Annotated in this window: 18 protein-coding genes and 1 tRNA gene; 17 read left to right on the forward strand and 2 right to left on the reverse strand. The window is 34.3% G+C overall.

Annotated features, from left to right (window positions below; all coding sequences use genetic code 11):
- Positions 1–52 precede the first annotated feature (52 nt).
- The 13 genes from HFD15_RS00625 (at position 53) to yjeM (ending at position 12,426) form a co-directional block, all read left to right on the forward strand.
- Complete coding sequence (locus HFD15_RS00625) at positions 53–232, forward strand: hypothetical protein (protein ID WP_025017191.1); 180 nt, start codon at positions 53–55, stop codon at positions 230–232.
- A gap of 78 nt (positions 233–310) precedes the next feature.
- On the forward strand, positions 311–1,243 hold the full coding sequence (locus HFD15_RS00630) for a hypothetical protein (protein WP_167593509.1): 933 nt from the start codon (positions 311–313) through the stop codon (positions 1,241–1,243).
- Positions 1,244–1,269: 26 nt separating this feature from the next.
- Positions 1,270–1,605 (forward strand): STAS-like domain-containing protein, encoded by a 336-nt coding sequence (locus tag HFD15_RS00635; RefSeq protein WP_167593511.1) that lies wholly within the window; start codon positions 1,270–1,272, stop codon positions 1,603–1,605.
- On the forward strand, positions 1,595–2,134 hold the full coding sequence (locus HFD15_RS00640; protein WP_167593513.1) for a PIN domain-containing protein: 540 nt from the start codon (positions 1,595–1,597) through the stop codon (positions 2,132–2,134). Before HFD15_RS00635 ends, HFD15_RS00640 begins: the two co-directional genes overlap by 11 nt.
- Positions 2,135–2,205: 71 nt before the next feature.
- Complete coding sequence (locus HFD15_RS00645) at positions 2,206–2,349, forward strand: hypothetical protein (RefSeq protein WP_167593515.1); 144 nt, start codon at positions 2,206–2,208, stop codon at positions 2,347–2,349.
- A 1,056-nt stretch (positions 2,350–3,405) separates the two neighbouring features.
- A tRNA-Leu gene (locus HFD15_RS00650) sits at positions 3,406–3,489 on the forward strand.
- Positions 3,490–3,818: 329 nt separating this feature from the next.
- Positions 3,819–4,934: an AI-2E family transporter gene (locus HFD15_RS00655; RefSeq protein WP_023189057.1), complete on the forward strand. Its 1,116-nt coding sequence runs from the start codon at positions 3,819–3,821 to the stop codon at positions 4,932–4,934.
- Positions 4,935–5,055: 121 nt separating this feature from the next.
- Positions 5,056–6,393, forward strand: coding sequence for a hemolysin family protein (locus HFD15_RS00660; RefSeq protein WP_021722264.1), 1,338 nt, complete (start codon positions 5,056–5,058; stop codon positions 6,391–6,393).
- 217 nt (positions 6,394–6,610) lie between these two features.
- Entirely contained in the window at positions 6,611–7,405 is a 795-nt protein-coding gene (pflA, locus tag HFD15_RS00665) for a pyruvate formate-lyase-activating protein (RefSeq protein ID WP_003130318.1), read from the forward strand.
- A gap of 203 nt (positions 7,406–7,608) precedes the next feature.
- Entirely contained in the window at positions 7,609–8,553 is a 945-nt protein-coding gene (locus HFD15_RS00670) for a manganese-dependent inorganic pyrophosphatase (protein ID WP_003130319.1), read from the forward strand.
- Positions 8,553–9,350: a DUF1803 domain-containing protein gene (locus tag HFD15_RS00675; RefSeq protein ID WP_023189056.1), complete on the forward strand. Its 798-nt coding sequence runs from the start codon at positions 8,553–8,555 to the stop codon at positions 9,348–9,350. The genes HFD15_RS00670 and HFD15_RS00675 overlap by 1 nt, the downstream gene beginning before the upstream one ends.
- A gap of 28 nt (positions 9,351–9,378) precedes the next feature.
- Positions 9,379–10,620, forward strand: coding sequence for a peptidase T (gene pepT / locus HFD15_RS00680; RefSeq protein ID WP_003130321.1), 1,242 nt, complete (start codon positions 9,379–9,381; stop codon positions 10,618–10,620).
- Positions 10,621–10,899: 279 nt separating this feature from the next.
- Positions 10,900–12,426, forward strand: coding sequence for a glutamate/gamma-aminobutyrate family transporter YjeM (gene yjeM / locus HFD15_RS00685; protein ID WP_058208857.1), 1,527 nt, complete (start codon positions 10,900–10,902; stop codon positions 12,424–12,426).
- A 35-nt stretch (positions 12,427–12,461) separates the two neighbouring features.
- Here the strand turns inward: yjeM and recQ are convergent, their stop codons facing one another.
- Positions 12,462–14,240: a DNA helicase RecQ gene (gene recQ / locus HFD15_RS00690; RefSeq protein WP_012898369.1), complete on the reverse strand. Its 1,779-nt coding sequence runs from the start codon at positions 14,238–14,240 to the stop codon at positions 12,462–12,464.
- Between the two features lie 195 nt (positions 14,241–14,435).
- On the opposite strand from recQ, the gene adhP reads away from it, so the two are divergent.
- Together adhP and HFD15_RS00700 are read left to right on the forward strand one after the other, a co-directional pair.
- Positions 14,436–15,458 (forward strand): alcohol dehydrogenase AdhP, encoded by a 1,023-nt coding sequence (gene adhP / locus HFD15_RS00695; protein ID WP_012898368.1) that lies wholly within the window; start codon positions 14,436–14,438, stop codon positions 15,456–15,458.
- 20 nt (positions 15,459–15,478) lie between these two features.
- Positions 15,479–15,739, forward strand: a complete 261-nt coding sequence (locus HFD15_RS00700) for a hypothetical protein (protein WP_012898367.1) — start codon at positions 15,479–15,481, stop codon at positions 15,737–15,739.
- Positions 15,740–15,817: 78 nt separating this feature from the next.
- Here the strand turns inward: HFD15_RS00700 and HFD15_RS00705 are convergent, their stop codons facing one another.
- The gene (locus HFD15_RS00705) at positions 15,818–17,269 is read right to left on the reverse strand and encodes a UDP-N-acetylmuramoyl-L-alanyl-D-glutamate--2,6-diaminopimelate ligase (protein WP_003130330.1); all 1,452 of its coding nucleotides are present in this window, start codon (positions 17,267–17,269) and stop codon (positions 15,818–15,820) included.
- Between the two features lie 209 nt (positions 17,270–17,478).
- Between HFD15_RS00705 and HFD15_RS00710 the strand changes: the two genes are divergently transcribed.
- The gene (locus HFD15_RS00710) at positions 17,479–19,152 is read left to right on the forward strand and encodes a polysaccharide biosynthesis protein (RefSeq protein WP_010906146.1); all 1,674 of its coding nucleotides are present in this window, start codon (positions 17,479–17,481) and stop codon (positions 19,150–19,152) included.
- 68 nt (positions 19,153–19,220) lie between these two features.
- Positions 19,221–19,526, forward strand: a complete 306-nt coding sequence (locus HFD15_RS00715; RefSeq protein WP_003130332.1) for an MGMT family protein — start codon at positions 19,221–19,223, stop codon at positions 19,524–19,526.
- Positions 19,527–19,560 lie beyond the last annotated feature (34 nt).

The following is a 19,560-nucleotide window of genomic DNA, read 5'->3' on the forward strand; positions in this document are numbered from 1 at the left end:
TTTTTCAGAATATGATATACTTTTTAATAAAACTAAAAGTGGTGGTAGTAAGATGAAATTTGAAGGAACTTGGCTTGTTGTTATTATACTAAGTATTGAGGTTTTAGCTTTCGGCGAATTTGAGCAGTCTAATCAAATTCTTTTGATAGGGGGAATTTCTTTTATATTATCTACACTATTTGAAGCTTCTACTTTAATTAGACACTTTATTAAAGAACAAACTAAAGTATAACCCCGCTTCGGCGGGTGTTTTTTTATGGAGTTAATCTATTGTGCTATAATAGATAAAAAGGTGAAGAGAGTAAAAATTATGAGTGATTATAAAGTATTTATTCCAAAAAGTCTTGACAAAGATTATAATAATATGTATGAACTTATAGAACAGTTATCAAATATAGATGCCCTTCTTTTGGAAGGTGACGAAGTGACTTTGTATTTCGAAAAAAGTAGATGGATAGATGCTGAAATGACAGTTTTTTTGGGCATGATTTGCGATCATCTTATGAAAAGAGGAGTTCGTCCATTTGCTGTGTTAGATAATATGGCTTTAAAAACAAAAGAACTTTTGAAGAAAAATGGTTTTTTAACTCAATTTGGAATTGAAGAATATGTTAAAGATGAGTATAATACAACTATTAAATTTTTTAAGTCACGTATTGCTAATGAAGATGATGAAGAAAGAATCAACGAGTACATCTATTCAGAATTGTTTCGTTCTATAAAAGAAAAAACTAGTGATGGATTTTTAAATGAAATCAACGCTTCAATATGGGAAATAATTCATAATGTTATAGATCATTCCCAATCAAATTATTTATATATGTGTGGTCAATATTATCCTCACAAACCTTACGGAACTGAAAATGGTAAAATATCTTTTGCAATATCTGATATTGGAATAGGACTTTTGAAAAATATAAAGACCAGAACTAATATTGTAGAAAATAAAAAAGCTTTTGATTGGGCCTTCGAAAAAGGAACAAGTACAAAAGAAAATATAGATGGTGGAGTAGGTTTATTTGAAATAAAAAATAAATTGAGAGATAAAGGTGAAATTTTAGTTGTATCTAATGAAGGTTATTATAATTTAAATAAAGAGGGGAAAGAGCAATATTACCCATTTCCATTTGTAGTTTCTGGAACATTAGTTATAATAACTCTATATTTAGATGATTGTGTGAATAATGATATTGAAAATAGGTCAATTGAAATGGATGGAGAAGCATTTAATCTATTATTTTGATACGCTGAGAACAAGGAGAATTAAAATTGGATATTTTGATAAAGGAAATTATACAAAGTGATTTAGCAGTTACATCAATAAAGGGGGAGATGGTTTTTAAAATAATTAAAGATAATATAGAGAAAGATGAAGTTAGTGTATTAAATTTTGAAGGAATAAAAACACTTACTACTGCATTTCTTAACGTAGCTATCGGTCAACTATATGATGTAAATACTCCAGAAGAATTAAGAAGGTTGGTTAAAATTAATCCGAATGTTAATGAATCGCACTTAAAAAAAATAACACTTGTATTATCGAATAGTAAAGAAAAAAGAGAAAACACGAAGAAGAGCCTTCAGGAGGTTTTGAATGGTGATTAAAATAAATTTAGAAACTATTCAACCGGGGAATCCTGAAGAAAAATTTCTGATTGACACAAATATTTTATTATCGTTAGTTTATCCGTCGTTGTATCAAAATAATAAGGCAGATTATGATATTTTTTGGGAATATGCAATACGTAATAAGTTAAAATTATATGTTACTCCTTTGACTATTTCGGAATTTATCAATGTTGTTTGTCGTGAAAGTTATAAGACATATTTGAAAGATAACAAAAAAGACTCAAAAACTTTCAAATTTAAGAAAAATTTTCAAAAAACCTCAGACTTTACTAAGATGTATGAAGTATGCTTAATTACTGTTGAAGAAGATATCTTACCATTTGTTAATATAATAGATACTGATAAGGAAAAAATGGAAACTTTATCTACTTTTCACCATCTTATGAAAGATTATAACGACTTGATATATTATGACATTGCGAAAAAATTAAATTTCTCAATTGTAACCCATGATAGAGATTTTTTAAATTTACCTGAGGATATTAAGGTATATACCTATCTATAACATTTCGCCCTCCGGGGCGTTTTTCTTTCGACATTATTATGATATAATTTTCGTAAAGAGAGGAACAGCTTATGAAAAAAGGTAGTAATGGATTAGGAATCGAAACAGGTTTGTGCTTAGGAGTGGCATTTGGGATTATTTTTCATAACTTAGCTATGGGTATTGGTATCGGATTGTTATTTGGGCTTGCTTTTGATTACAGGAAAAAGAAATAATACTGGTTCTAGGACATTTTTCTTTGTTCTCGTTAAGAAGTTTGCTATAATTAAACTTCTAACACTGACACCCCTTAATCGGGGGTCTTTTTTGTTAACAAATGTTACTGTATAACTTTATAATTGTTGGTATAATTCAATCATCATAGTTGCCCTTCCAAATACAAATAGCTAAATATTTAGAAGCACAGTGAGCGTCCTTTTCAAGGTAAGGGCGTTTTTCTTTACAACGGAAACAGTAAATTGTATAATAATTTTATCATTTTACATAAGGTTATAAATAACTCCGAGAACATCGTTTTGACTAAGTGACGGTGTTTTTTATTTGAAAACGAATACAAAAAGTAGTAGAATGAATTCATCTTACCTATATAAGATGACGTCTGCCCTTAAACAGGGCTTTTTGTTCTAGTTAAGGAAGTAGATATATACTATATTTACCCAAAAATATATAATTTTTCATAAATTTACTCTTTAGCGTTCCTCTCCTAACTGGGGCGCTTTTTTCTTGACAAAAAATAATGATAGCGCTATAATAAATCATCCTGATATTTTATTTCCTTGAGCTTTCTTCATCCATGAGAAGCTCGTTATAAAATTTTTCTTAAATGCCTCCTCCCCCTTATGAGGCATTTTTTTATATAAAAAAGCACTAGCATTAAGCCAGTGCCGAAACGTGATTAGAGCAAGGTATGAATAATATAGTATAAAACTAGATTAACTTGCACTAACTATTATAATATTAACAATTTTATGAACAATTGTCAATGATATTATATTATAATATATTCGGGATGTTTGTGAGATTTCATCCTATTTCTAGAGTTTAGCCACCCTTCTGAGTGGCTTTTAAAATATAAAAAGACCGCTAACCCAGCGCTAGCGGAATGTAAACGTATTCCAAGAAATGGATAAGCCAAATCTTTTACCTACGAAAGTAATAATATCAGAAAAATTAATCATAGTCAAGTTTTTTGTATGCGTTTACTTATAATGTATTAAGTTCATACTATGCTATAATAATAGTGTCTCCGTTTAGTGTCTAGGCGGAGATTTGCTCGAATGGCGGAATTGGCAGACGCTGCGGACTTAAAATCCGTTGGTTATTAAACCGTGAGGGTTCAAGTCCCTCTTTGAGCATAATAAAAAAGCACTAAACAAGTGCCTAGTCATGATTCTCAATTTTACGCACGGCGGTGCAATGAATAATTTCTGTATATTTTTTTAACAGAGTTTTTAACAGCGTTACGATATTAAATCAGGTTAATTTAAATAACTTGAATTTTTGTTTGAATGCCTTTGTAGCGCAGTAAATCAGTTTATGGTATTATAGATAGTGTCCAGGTCATAAGCCTTGGATTTATTATAATATAAATAGTCTAAAAATAGCAGAAATAAGTTATTTAAAATAACAATTATTCAATCATTTATTTTAAGAAAGACAAAAATATATTAAATAAAGGAAATTTATGTTCAAAAATAGTAAATTATTCTTCTGGACAGTGGAAATATTAGCCGTTACTTTGTTAATCTTTCTCTTGTCTCAGATTGATTTTGTATTTCAACCCATTAAAACATTGTTGACGCTCTTATTTGTCCCATTTATTATTGCAGGTTTTTTATATTATGTTTTTAATCCTGTTGTTACTTTCATGGAAGAGAAGTTAAGAATAAAAAAGGTATTAGGAATTTTTATTGTTCTTTTATTAATCTTAGGAATGATTATTTTTGCAATTGCCTCAGTCATTCCAAGCTTAATTTCACAGTTGACAAGTCTAATTAATGCAACTGGGAAAGCTTATCCACAAGTTAGGGCTTGGATTGAAGGGCTTCAACATAATCCACGATTCGCTCAAATCTACGACCAACTTGATGTTAATAGTCTTGTTGAGAAATTAAATCTTTCGTATACTGATATTTTGCACAATTTGCTTAATAGTATCACGGTTAGTGTTGGAAGTATCGTTGGTATCATTACAAGCATTGTTATGGTAATGATTTTGGTACCAATCTTACTTTACTATATGCTTAAAGATGGTGAAAAGATTATTCCGTTTTTGAAGGAAAATGTTTTGACCGAAGATAGATTGAATATCTTTGAACTTCTTGAAAATATGAATCATACGATTTCACGTTATATTTCAGGAGTTGCGCTTGATGCCTTGCTTGTCTTTATTGTCGTCTTTATTGGTTACATGGTTCTTGGAATTCCTTATGCCTTTCTTTTCGCACTCTTTGCTGGAGTAACAAATCTCATTCCTTATGCGGGTCCATATATTGGTGTTTTACCGATGATAGTAACGGTGGCCTTTAATCGACCAGTAACAGCACTTATTGCCGTTATCTATGTCCTTGTTTTGCAACAGCTTGATGGAAATCTTGTTTATCCTAAAATTGTGGGGTCAGCTGTTAAAGTTCATCCAGTAACCGTTATGATTCTCATGTTAATTTCTGGAAGTTTGTATGGAATTTTAGGAATGATTATCGCTGTTCCTGCTTATTGCTTAGTCAAAGAGATTGTTAAATTTGCCAATAGCCTTTATAATAATCATAAAGCCGAACAAAGAAAAATTATTTCAAGATGAGAACAAAAATATGATATAATGATTCTATCTAAATTGTTAACTCTCATTTTCATTAAATTTGAGTTGGCAAAGTTTTGAGTGTTAAAAATAAACACTATAATATTTTTCTCAAGGAGCACTAATGTCAAACCCTGATCCCGAGAGTGTATCGATACTCTTGCAGATTCTTTTACTTATTTTTTTAACAGCTTTAAATGCCTTCTTTTCAGCCAGTGAGATGGCCATGGTCAGTCTCAGCCGGACGAAAGTAGAACAAAAGGCTAGCGAAGGTGATAAGAAATATATTAACCTTGTTAATATCCTTAATCAACCAAGTAATTTCCTCTCAACGATTCAAATTGGGATTACTTTGATTAATATTTTAGCGGGGGCTAGTTTGGCCGAAGCCTTATCTTCACGTTTAGCTCCACTGTTAGGTGGAACAGCTCTAGCTAAAACTTTGGCTCAAATTATTGTTTTAGCTGTCTTAACCTATGTCTCTCTCGTATTTGGTGAACTTTATCCGAAGCGAATTGCCCAAAACCTTAAAGAAAAACTGGCCCTAAGAGTCGCACCACCTATCCAATTTTTGGGAAAAGTGATGAAACCTTTCGTTTGGTTCTTGGCAAGTTCAACAAATTTCTTAAGCCGATTGACTCCAATGAAATTTGATGATTTGGATGAAGGGATGACTCGAGATGAAATTGAGTATTTGCTTAATACAAATGATGAAGCACTTGACGCTAATGAGCGTGAAATGATTACTGGGGTGTTCAGCTTAGACGAGTTGGTTGCGCGTGAAATCATGGTTCCAAGAACGGATGCTTTCATGATTGATATTAATGATGATTCACGTGAAAATATTACCGCTATTCTAAGTGAAACTTATTCACGGGTACCAGTTTATGATGATGATAAAGATAATATTCTGGGAATTTTACATGTGAAAAAACTTTTAAGATATTCTTTTGACCATGGTTTTGATGATATTGACTTACGAGAAATTCTTCAAGAACCTTTGTTTGTTCCTGAAACAATCTTTGTTGATGACTTAATGCGTCAAATGCGTAAAACTCAGAATCAAATGGCTGTATTATTAAACGAATATGGTGGTGTTGAAGGCGTAGTTACCTTAGAAGATTTACTAGAAGAAATCGTTGGTGAAATTGATGACGAAACCGATATTGCTGAAGAAGAAGTCTTCAAAATCGGTGAAAATCTCTATGTTGTCCAAGGGAAAATGACTTTGAATGACTTCAATGAAGAATTTGATACACATCTTGAAAGCAATGACGTTGATACAATTGCAGGTTATTTCTTAGCGACAACTGGTAAAATTCCAGCCAAAGGACAACAAATTGTCTGCAAAGTAGATAATGATGAAGATCATTTTTCACTGACAAGTTTAGAAGTCTCTGGAAAACGTGTGGTTAAACTTCGTGTTGAATTTGATGTCGAACCAGAAGAAACAGAAATTTAAAAAAATTACTGACAGAAATTCTGTCAGTTTTTTTATAGAATAAAACTGATAATTATTTAGATAAGCCCTTACATCTAGGTGCTGACAAGAAATAATTTACTAAAATTTTTTACTGACAGAGCCCTTATCTGTAACTTTTACTGACAGAATTTGATTTGATAAAATCAATGAATTGCGGTATGATAGGGGTGTGAAATAGTGTTTTGAATTGGAGAAGATGATGTCAGAGAATATAGATGAACTTAAAAAAGTTACTGGCCTGATTCATTCAACTGAATCTTTTGGTTCTGTTGATGGCCCTGGGGTCCGTTTTATTATTTTCATGCAAGGCTGTCGGATGCGTTGCAAATATTGTCACAACCCTGATACTTGGGCATTAAAGTCAGATAAAGCGACAGAGCGTACCGTAGAAGATGTCATGGATGAGGCACTTCGTTTTAGAGGTTTTTGGGGAGAGAAAGGTGGAATTACCGTTTCTGGTGGTGAGGCGCTCCTTCAAATTGACTTTGTATTAGCTCTTTTCAAATATGCAAAATCTCTCGGTATTCATACAACACTTGATACAGCGGCTCAACCATATTTGACTGATAAATATGTAACCGAAAAAATTGATGAGTTACTAGATTATACCGACTTAGTATTATTAGACATTAAAGAAATAAATCCAGAACGACACAAAGAATTGACAGCTAATAAAAACGATAATATTTTAGCTTTTGCACAGTATTTATCAGACCGTGGTAATGCAATGTGGGTTCGTCACGTTCTTGTTCCTGGTGAAAGTGATTTTGATGAAGATTTAGTTCAATTAGGTGAATTTGTAAAAACTTTAAAAAATGTCTTGAAATTTGAAATTTTACCCTACCATACAATGGGTGAATTTAAATGGCGTGAATTAGGTTGGAAATATCCGCTTGAAGGTGTGAAACCTCCAACAAAAGATCGTGTTCATAATGCTAAAGAAATCATGAATACAGAATCTTATCAAGATTACTTAGAACGTATAAGATAAAAAATAAAAATGAATTTGAAGTTATTCAGATTCATTTTTTTGTTACAAAACGAACAATCAAATAAAATCAGTCCTAAATGAAAATGAAAATGTGCTTAATCAGCCATTTTTTGGTATAATTTAAGGGATGATAGCCCAAATAATTTTTAGTTAAAACTAGAAGTTTAAGTGGGAAATTAAAATTTTTAAAATGAGGTAAAAAAATGTCTGATAAAATACTTGTTTTTGGTCATCAAAAACCTGATACTGACGCTATCGGCTCATCATATGGATTTTCATATTTGAGCAACCACCGTCCAAATGGTGCCCTTAACACTGAAGTAGTTGCCCTTGGAACTCCAAATGAAGAAACACAATTCGTATTGGACTACTTTGGCGTGAAAGCTCCACGTGTAGTAAAATCAGCAAAAGAAGAGGGTGTGGATACAGTAATTTTGACTGACCACAATGAGTTCCAACAATCAATCTCTGATATTGAAGACTTAACAATTTATGGTGTAGTTGACCATCACCGTGTGGCTAACTTTAATACAGCAGCTCCTTTGTTTATGACTGTTGAACCTGTTGGTTCTGCGTCATCAATTGTTTACCGTAAATTCCTTGAAGCAAATGTTGAAATCCCTAAAGAAGTTGCTGGACTTTTACTTTCAGGTTTGATTTCAGATACTTTGCTTTTGAAATCTCCAACGACTCATGTAACAGACCATAAAGTTGCTAAAGAACTTGCTGAAATTGCTGGTGTTAACCTTGAAGAATATGGACTTGCAATGCTCAAAGCTGGAACAAATTTATCTACTAAAACAGCAGAAGAATTGATTGATATTGATGCAAAAACTTTTGAATTGAATGGTTCAAATGTTCGTATTGCACAAGTTAATACAGTTGATATTCCAGAAGTTTTAGAACGTCTTTCAGATATTAAAGCAGCTATTAATGCTTCAATGACAGCAAATGGATACGATGACTTTGTCTTTATGATTACTGACATTGTTAACTCAAACTCTGAAATCATTGCTTTGGGTGCACATCCAGAAAAATCAGAAGCAGCTTTCAACTTTACACTTGCAGATGACCACGCCTTCCTTGCTGGTGCTGTTTCACGTAAAAAACAAGTTGTTCCACAATTGACTGAAAGCTTCAATAAATAATGACTATTAAAATCTATAATGAAAATCGGCTGACAAGTCAGCCCTTTTTTAAAGATTTGATAGAATATTTAGCACAACATGATGAAGTCATGCTCAGACAGATTCATAAAGATTTTGCTGACGTAAAAAATATTGACCGGCAAATTGACTCATTTATTGCTGCTGGGTTAATCTTACGTTCTGATAAACGTTATTCGCTGGGCTTTCATGTTTTTAATGACAGTGAGTTTGATTGGGAAACTTTAAAAGACAAAATTGCTGAACCACAGAAAAACATCTACGAAGCTCCAATCTTTATTGAAAAGGAGTCACGGATTGAAAAGTTATTATCCCAAAGTATGCTTTATCAATCTTTGACTAATCAAACGAATCAAGTTATCTTGAATTTCATGACATCTTTTTCTTACAAAGAATATCCACAGAATACTGAAATTCCACAATCACTTGCCAATTATTTTGATAAAGTGGCCAAAAATTTACCTTTAACTCCGCTTGAAACAGAGGTTTATCAAATGATTGGCGATGTTGACCCAGAATATGCACTTAAGTATATGACTACTTTTCTTTTGAAATTTATGCGTAAAGAAGTTGTCAAATCTAAGTCGGATATTTTTGTCAATGTGCTGGAGAAATATAAGTATATTGAAAAAATTTCGGAAAAAGAATACAAATGTCTTTTGAAATTTTCAGAACAAGTGATTCCAGAGCAGAAATATGCTGATGCTAAATCTTTCATTATTGCTCAAATTCAACAAACCACAGCTATTGAGCCGTTCATCTCACTTGGAGACAAATAGGCTATTAGAATAAATTTAAGGAGAACAAATGAAGTACGAAAAACTGTTACCACGTTTTCTTGAATATGTTAAAGTAAATACACGTTCAGATGAAAACAGCACAACAACACCTTCAACTCAAGCGCTCGTAGAATTTGCCCACAAAATGGGTGAAGATATGAAAGCCCTTGGTCTCAAAGATGTTCATTATCTTGAATCAAATGGTTATGTTATCGGTACAATTCCTGCAAATACAGATAAAAAAGTGCGCAAAATTGGACTTTTAGCTCACTTGGATACTGCTGATTTCAACGCAGAGGGTGTTAACCCACAAATTTTGGAAAATTATGATGGTGAATCTGTGATTAAACTTGGTGATACTGAGTTTACACTTGATCCAAAAGATTTCCCAAATCTTAAAAACTACAAAGGGCAAACTTTAGTTCATACTGACGGAACAACTTTGCTTGGTTCAGATGATAAATCTGGTGTAGCTGAAATCATGACTTTAGCTGACTATCTTTTGAATATTAATCCTGATTTTGAACATGGTGAAATTCGTGTTGGATTTGGTCCTGATGAAGAAATTGGTGTAGGTGCTGATAAATTTGACGTAGCTGACTTTGATGTTGACTTTGCTTACACTGTAGATGGTGGACCACTTGGAGAACTTCAATATGAAACTTTCTCAGCAGCTGGTGCAGTGATTGAGTTCCAAGGTAAAAATGTTCACCCAGGGACAGCAAAAAATACAATGGTTAATGCATTGCAATTAGCAATTGACTACCACAATGCACTTCCAGAATTTGATCGTCCTGAAAAAACCGAAGGCCGTGAAGGTTTCTTCCATCTTTTAAAACTTGATGGTACACCAGAAGAAGCAAGAGCTCAATATATCATTCGTGACCATGAAGAAGGTAAATTCAACGAACGTAAAGCTTTGATGCAAGAGATTGCAGATAAAATGAATGCTGAACTTGGTCAAAACCGTGTGAAACCAGTTATTAAAGACCAATACTACAACATGGCTCAAATCATTGAAAAAGATATGTCAATTATTGATATTGCTAAAAAAGCAATGGAAAATCTTGATATTGTCCCAATTATTGAACCAATTCGTGGTGGAACTGATGGGTCTAAAATTTCATTTATGGGACTTCCAACACCAAACCTTTTTGCAGGTGGTGAAAACATGCACGGACGTTTTGAATTTGTTTCTGTACAAACAATGGAAAAAGCTGTAGATACTTTGCTTGAAATCATTCGTTTGAACAATGAAGTAGTAAAATAAAAGAAAAAGAGAGAGTAATTAGTTTTTAAGCTCGATAATAAAAGAACAAGTCGCCCAAGAAGGTTTTTGATTAAAAATCTTCATGAGCGGCTTGCTTTGCGCTTATCTTATAATTTTCAGACTAATTGCTACTTTTCGATAACTTTCTGCTACTGTATAAAATATTATTCTGTTTCTAAATATTTTACTGACAACTTTGTTAGTAAAATTGAGCTATTATTCAAGACTTTAAAAATAAAATTGACTGATTATAAGTCAATTAATGTAAAAGGAAAGATTATGTCACAAAACACAAAAGGTAAACTCTCACTCGTAGGACTCTCGTTGATGATATTTACGACAGTCTTCGGTTTTGGGAATATCCCTGTCGCTTTCTACCAAATGGGTTACGGCGCCATTCCTTGGTATATTATTGGAGCCCTGCTCTTTTTCCTCCCTTTTGCCTTTATGGTAACGGAAATGGGTTCAGCATTTAAAGATGAAAAAGGAGGAATTTATTCATGGATGAGTGAGGCAGTTAACCCTACCTTCGCCTTCGTTGGAACATTCATGTGGTATGCTTCTTATGTTATCTGGATGGTAAGTGTTGCCAATAAAATTTTGATTCCAATGGTCAATTTGATTTTTGGTAACTCAACACACACCCCTTCATTACTTTGGATTTCAATTGCAGCTGTATTTTGGATGGCATTGATTACCTTTATGGTCTCAAAAGGTGTGGAAACCATTAAAAAATTCACCTCTATTGCGGGGGTTGCCGTTCTTTCACTCAATGTTATATTAATTCTTGGTGCTGTTCTTGTACTTGTTGTTAATGGTCATCCAGCAACACCAATTAACCTTGCTGCTTTTACTTCATCTCCTAATCCAACTTTTGATGGTAGTATTGTTGCCTTTATTGCCTTTCTTGTTTTTGCCATTTTTGCTTATGGTGGGGTTGAATCAATTGCTGGTTTAGTTGACCAAACTCATGAGCCTGAGAAAAACTTCCCACGAGGAATCATCACGTCAGCACTTATTATTGCTGTTGGTTATGCTGTTGCTATTCTTAGTGTTGGTTTCTTTGTTGATTATTCACAATGGATTCCAGCCATTAAAGATGGATCAATGAACCTTGGGACTGTTCCTTACATGCTTTTGCAAAACCTTGGTGAAGCGGTTGGTCATGCACTTGGACTTTCTACTTCCGGAGCAGATATGCTTGGTGGTATTTTCGCCCGCTATATTGGTCTTTCTATGCTTCTTGCTTACATGGGTGCCTTCTTTACCTTGACTTATAGTCCAATCAAACAGTTGATTACTGGTACACCAGAAAAACTTTGGCCCGGTAAATTAGGAAAACTTGATGAAGAAGGAATGCCAAAATTTGCAATGTGGATTCAATTTGCAATTGTTACCTTAATTATTGTTTTGAATTTCTTGACTTCACAAGGTGGAGCAAGTCAATTCTTCCTCATTTTGACTTATATGGCTAATGTTTCTATGACTTTGCCTTATCTCTTCATCGTTATTGCTTTCTGGTACTTCAAGAAGAATAAAAATATTGTTAAACCAATTGAATTCTTTAAATCAAATTTTGTTGTGAACTTCTTGACAATTTTGGTCTTGGTTGTTGTTGGTGGGGCTAACTTCTTCACAATTATTCAACCAATTGTGAATTATGTTCAATTACCAGCTGTTGACCAAACTGGTAAAGCATTATCTGAAATGTTGACATCATTTATTTCAATGATTGGTGGGCCACTTATCTTTGGTGTAATTGCCTACTTCATGATGCGCAACTATAGAAAGAAAAATAACTTGTAATAAAATTATTTTAAAAAAATAAAAGCTGAGTTTGCTCAGCTTTTTTTATATTCAGATATTTTGTCGATAAAAAGCCTTCCATATTTTTCGAGTTTAACAGGTCCGACACCAGAAATTTGTAAAAATTGACTTGGACTATCCGGCAGAACTTGAGCCATTTCTTTAAGGGCACTATCAGAAAAAATCATGAAAGGAGGGACGCCTTCTTCCTTGGCTAGTTCAAGTCGAAGTGCACGAATACTTGCAAAACATTCTTCATCAAAATGATGAGAGATTTTTGTTTTCGATTCAATAATTAAGCTAGCTTTGCGATAAACTTTGATTTGTCCTTTGAGGACTTTTAATCCTTGGGCTGAAATAAGGAGAAGTGGGAATTTACCTGATGTAATGTTTAAATAACTTTCAGCAGATAGAAAATCGATTAATTCACCCACGGTTTTTTGGGAATGGTTTTTCATAATTCCAAAAGTCGATAGAGATTCAAAATTCCATTTTGCAATATTTTTATTTTTAGAACCAATCAAAACTTGTGCTACGGCCGTCTTACCAAAACGTTCACCCATTCGGACGACACAAGATAGGACTTTTTGAGCATCAATTGTAATATCGAGAAGTTCTCTTTCATCAAGACAATTACTACACTTTTTACAATCTTCACCTTCATCACCAAAATATTGCAAGATATAGCGTTGCAAACAGGTTTCGGCACTTGTGTATGCTTGCATTTGTCGAAGCTTTTCGTATTCATGTTCCTTGTGCGCTTCATCACCTTCACCTTGCTCAATCAAGAAATTACGAATTCGTAAATCATTTGGTGAAAAAAGGAGGATAGCATCAGATTCAAGCCCGTCCCGTCCTGCTCGCCCAGCTTCTTGATAATAACTTTCAATTGTTGCGGGAAGGGCATAATGAATCACAAATCGAACATTTGGTTTATTGATTCCCATGCCAAAAGCATTAGTGGCAACCATTATCGGTACTTCGTCAAAGAGAAAAAGTTCTTGATTTATTTGACGTTCCTGTTCGCTCAGTCCAGCATGGTAACGAACGGCTTTGAAATGATTATGGTTGAGCCATTCACAAATTTCTTCAACTTCTTTACGAGTGCTGGCATAGATAATTCCAGCAGCCTCACTTTCTTGATTTTTAAGATAATTTTTAAGAAAAGTTCTCTTATCCATCCCTTTGACTACTTCAAAACGTAAGTTTTCTCTAAGAAAACCGGTTTTAATAGTATGACTGGGGGAAATTGAAAGAAGTTTTTGAATATCATCTGCAACTTTTGGTGTCGCAGTAGCCGTAAGGGCTAAGACGGTAGGATTTGTTGGTAAATATTGGAGATGAGAGGCAAAATCGACATAACTGGGTCTGAAATCGTGCCCCCATTGTGAAATGCAGTGTGCTTCGTCTATGGCAACTAAATCAATTGGAAGTTTTTGTAAAAAGGCATTGAAATAGTCTAATGAAAAACGCTCTGGTGCTACAAAAAGAAGCTTGATTTCGCCATTTTCAACCTGTCGCATTCTTTGATAAGATTCGGAATCCTCTAAGGTAGAGTTAATAAATGTTGCTGGAATTCCGGCAATATTCAGCTGGTCGACTTGATCTTTCATCAAGCTAATAAGTGGGGAGATTACGAGAGTAAGCCCTGGTTGAATAAGAGCTGGTAACTGATAGCAGATTGATTTTCCAGCTCCTGTGGGTAAAATACCAAGAGTGGCTTGTCCATCTAGGACTTGTTCAATAATTTGTTTCTGACCATTTCGGAAATTGTCATAACCAAAAATTTCTTTTAATTTAGCTTCTAAATTCATTCTTACTATATTATACGTAAAAGAAGAAAAAAAATCACAAATGACTCATAAAAATTGATAACGAATGGTTCAAAGATTACATTAAAAGAACCAAGATGTTTTTGTTACTTTAAATGATACAAAATGAAGTGAAAAGTGATATAATAAAACAAAAGAATGCGTTTACAAAATTTTATATATAGAGGAGACTTTCTTATGAAAGCAGCAGTAGTAAGACACAATCCAGATGGTTATGCGGACCTTGTTGAAAAGGAACTTCGAGCAATCAAACCTAATGAAGCTTTGCTTGACATGGAGTATTGTGGAGTCTGTCATACCGATTTGCACGTTGCAGCAGGTGATTATGGCAACAAAGCAGGGACTGTTCTTGGTCATGAAGGAATTGGAATTGTCAAAGAAATTGGAGCTGATGTAAGCTCGCTTCAAGTTGGTGATCGGGTTTCAGTGGCTTGGTTCTTTGAAGGATGTGGTCACTGTGAATACTGTGTATCTGGTAATGAAACTTTTTGTCGAGAAGTTAAAAATGCAGGATATTCAGTTGATGGCGGAATGGCTGAAGAAGCAATTGTTGTTGCCGATTATGCTGTCAAAGTTCCTGACGGACTTGACCCAATTGAAGCTAGCTCAATTACTTGTGCTGGAGTAACAACTTACAAAGCAATCAAAGTATCAGGAGTAAAACCTGGTGATTGGCAAGTAATTTTTGGTGCTGGAGGACTTGGAAATTTAGCAATTCAATATGCTAAAAATGTTTTTGGAGCAAAAGTAATTGCTGTTGATATTAATCAAGATAAATTAAATTTAGCTAAAAAAATTGGAGCTGATGTGATTATCAATTCTGGTGATGTAAATCCAGTTGATGAAATTAAAAAAATAACTGGCGGCTTAGGGGTGCAAAGTGCAATAGTTTGTGCTGTTGCAAGGATTGCTTTTGAACAAGCGGTTGCTTCTTTGAAACCTATGGGCAAAATGGTTGCTGTGGCACTTCCCAATACTGAGATGACTTTATCAGTTCCAACAGTTGTTTTTGACGGAGTGGAGGTTGCAGGTTCACTTGTCGGAACAAGACTTGACTTGGCAGAAGCTTTTCAATTTGGAGCAGAAGGTAAGGTAAAACCAATTGTTGCGACACGCAAACTGGAAGAAATCAATGATATTATTGATGAAATGAAGGCAGGAAAAATTGAAGGCCGAATGGTCATTGATTTTACTAAATAAATATAAAAGAGGCGATGCAGATGAATTCGAAAAATTTGGTCAATTATTCAAGTGATGAATTTAACAATCTTTCGCAATTTCAACAAGAAGAAATTACAAACAATTTTAAAGAAGCTATTTTGTACAAAATGAAAGAAAAAAATTTGCATATTGATGAGGTAAGTGAAAAAGCTGGCTATTCTTCACGGGATCTTTCAGCATTACTTTATTCGGATACTGTAAGTTATGAAACTCATGCGGAATTACAAAGAATTCTTGCTGTTGTTAATTCTTTTGCCTAGTCAGAAGAAAAAGAAAAAACGACTCCTATTGAGTCGTTTTTTTATGATTAATTTACTGACAGAACTTTTGTCAGTAAATTAGAGATATTTTTGAGCAGCAGCTGTATCTCCAATATAAGGTTGACGTTTTCCGTCTTTTAATTGGAACATATCAGTCCCTTTTCCAGCGATAATCACAGCATCGTCAGTACTTTTAGTTTTACTGACAGCTTTTTTTATTGCCAATTCACGGTCAAGTTCAAAATCAAGTGTGCGACTGACAAAAGAAGCAATCTCGTCAGCAATTATTTTAGGGTCTTCTCGATTTGAATCATCAGTAGTTAAAATGACATCAAGTCGCGGATGTTTTTCAATCACTTGTCCGAAATCTTTCCGGCGACTTTCGCCTTTATTTCCGGTTGAACCAAGGACTAGAACAAGCTGACCAGCATGGTGTTCTTCAACAACTTCAACAAGATTTTCTAATGACAGGCCGTTGTGAGCATAATCAATATAGATGTGGGCACCATTTTTGGCAGTAAGAAGTTCCATGCGTCCTGGAACAACAGCAAGAGCTAAACCGTCATGGATATTTTCTAATGAAGCGCCTAAAGCTTTAGTTGCTAATGCTGTAGCTAAGGCATTTTCTTGGTTGAAGCGTCCTAATAAGCGAATGTCAAATGCTCCGCTGACAGAACCGTCAGTAACAAAATGAAGTCCTTTTGATTCAATAATTTTATTTTCAGAATCAGCACCATAGAAAGCATGTGGAATTTTACGTTCCTTAAGTTCCTCTTTAATGATAGCAAAGTGATTCATTTCGGAATTAGCAACAAAATAACGTGAATTTTTGAGAAGTTGACGTTTGCAGTAAAAATAATCTTCAAGCGTTGGATGTTCAACTGGGCCAATGTGGTCAGGAGAAATGTTTAAGAAAACTCCAACATCAAATGTTAAACCGTAAACCCGTTCTGTTTTGTAAGCTTGGCTTGAAACTTCCATGACCAAATGTGTCATTCCATTTGTCAGAGCTTTTGCCATCATTTCTAGTAAATCAAGACTTTCAGGAGTTGTCAATTCTGATTTAAAATAATTTTTTCCATCCAAAGTTGTTTGGGCAGTAGATAAAAGTGCAGTTTTGCCACCATTCATTTTGTCAAGTATTGCTTTAGCAAAATAAGCAGAAGTGGTTTTTCCTTTTGTACCAGTCAAAGCTAAGGTTTTGAGTTTATTTTGTGGAAAATCATAAAAGCTTGCAGCGATTAAAGCCATTGCTCGTTTAACATCAGTGACAATAATTGCTGGGAGAGCTACTTCATAATCAAATTCTGAAACATAAAAAGCAGCTTCTAAGTCTGTTAAATATTCTTTTTTAAAATTCAAACCCTTGGCAAAGAAAAGGGTATTTTCTGTTGATTTTCGTGAATCATAAGAGAGTTGGTCAAAGTTTACTTCCTTTGGCCAGTTGAAATAATATTCTCCAGCAGAAGAAATCTCACGGAAATTATTATCTTTTTTTAGTATTTCTATAACTTGTTCAAGCCTAATCATGTGAGGAATGCCTATTTATCGCTAAATTCGCGATACCTTTCTAAAACAAGGAAACTAAGGGAAAAATCCCATTACCCTATATTATAGCACAAGCCAAGAGCTGGTGCATGTCCCATTTGTTTATAGATGGTAATAGATGACATCGTGAATTAATGATCTAAAACCATTCTTTTATTGTCAAAATACAGAACTTAGGGTAAAATGGAACAATGGAAGATTCAGAAAAAATAATGAATACAGGTCAGCAGTCACCAAAAACGGCTGCAAAATCAAAAGATCAGATGCTCTCTGGTGCTGCTTGGCGGACTGGTGCGGACATGATTGGGAAAATACTAGGGGTAATTTATATTATTCCTTGGTATGCTTGGATGGGGCGTTTTGGTAATGAGGCCAACTCCCTCTTTAGTATGGGTTATAATATCTATGCTCTTTTCCTATTGATTTCAACAGTGGGGATTCCGGCGGCAATTGCGCGTGAAGTGGCTCGCTATAATACATTAGATGACCCTAACATGGCTTACCGGCTCGTTCGGCAAATGCTCGGAGTGATGCTGGTTCTTGGAATTGTTGCGTCAGGGCTCATGTTCTTTCTTGCAGGTCCACTCTCAGCCCTTGTTGGCGGTAAGGATAGCGCAGATTTAATTCCAGTCATGAAAAGTTTAGCATTGGCTGTTTTGATTTTCCCATCGATGTCAGTTATTCGAGGATATTTCCAAGGTCTGAATCAGGTTAAAGCTTATGCTATGAGTCAGCTTTTGGAACAAATTGTTCGGGTCATTTGGATGCTAGCAGCAACTTTTGCTATCATGAAGTTAGGTTCGCATAATTGGCAAAATGCCGTGACACAATCTACCTTGGCTGCTTTTATTGGGATGTTAGGTTCCTACGCTGTATTATTCTATTACTTACAGAAATCAGGAAATCTTAATAAATTAATTAATCCTGGTCCTGTAAAATCTAAAATTAATGCTTTAGAAATTTTTAGATCAACATTACACACAGCCATTCCATTTATTGTCATTGGTTCAGCTATTCAAATTTTTAAAATTATTGATAACTCAACCTTTATGAATATGATGCCTTGGGTAACAAACTATAGTCATAATGAATTGCTTGTTCTGATGAGTTATTTCTCAGCAAATACTGATAAATTAACGATGGTCTTGTTGGGTGTCGCATTGACGCTTGGTTCTGTTTCAGACCCTCTGATTACAGAGCATTATGTTCAAGGGAATCGGCGTGAACTTGCAACGTTAGTAGGTTATAATTTCCAATTATACGTTGGTTTTATGCTTCCGGCCGTGATTGGAATGTCACTATTGACTAAACCGATTTATACAATTTTCTACCAAATTCCTTCTGGATTACAAAGTAGTTTGTTTGTCTTTGCTATTTTACAAACCTTCTTGTTGGGACTTTATATGATTGTCTATCCTCCACTGACAGTAATGGACCATAAACGTTTGGCAATGCGAATCTTTACCTTGACTCTTGTCATTAAATTAGTTTTGCAAGTTCCAATGATTCTTATTTTCCATACTTATGGACCTTTACTTGCGACCACTGTTTCATTCTTAGTTGGTGTTTTCTTATTCATTAGAAAACTACATGAGTTAACTCATTTTTCAATTAAGAATACAGTTCGCGGAATTCAAGGGGCAACTTTACTGACAGGATTTATGGCTATTGTGGTTATTATTGTTGAAATCATTTTAGGTTTTATTTTCGGTAAGAGCCCAGGTCGAATTGCCTCAGTATTTATTGCTGCCATTGCCGGTGGTGCAGGATTTTATACTTATCTCTGGTTTGCTGCTAAACTTGGACTTCTAGAAAAATGGTTTGGTCCAAGAGGTTTGTCACTTCGTCGAAAATTACATATCTAATAAAAAATAAGTCTGTCAGTAAAAAAGTTACTGACAGACTTATTAATAAGAGTTAAAAAGGATAATAAATGGCAGAAATTACCGAAAATACAAAAAAGATTTTAGAAGTTATTCTAAATTTAAAAGAGGGGCAGGTCATGAGTTATCGAGATGTGGGAGCTTTAGCTGGATTGCCAAATGGTGCAAGGCAGGTTTCCAGAATTTTGCATTCGATGTCTAAAAAATATGAACTGCCATGGTGGCGTGTAGTGCGTTCTGACAGAACAATTGGATTGCCAGAGCCTGCTAAAAGTGAGCAAATGGAACTTCTAAAAAAAGAGGGAATTTCTTTTACAGCTCAAGGGAAAATAATTATTGAAGATGAACTGCTCTAATAAATAAAAAGTACTTCTATATTTTAGAAGTACT

It is taken from the genome of Lactococcus sp. EKM203L (assembly GCF_011800585.1).
Taxonomy (GTDB): domain Bacteria; phylum Bacillota; class Bacilli; order Lactobacillales; family Streptococcaceae; genus Lactococcus; species Lactococcus lactis.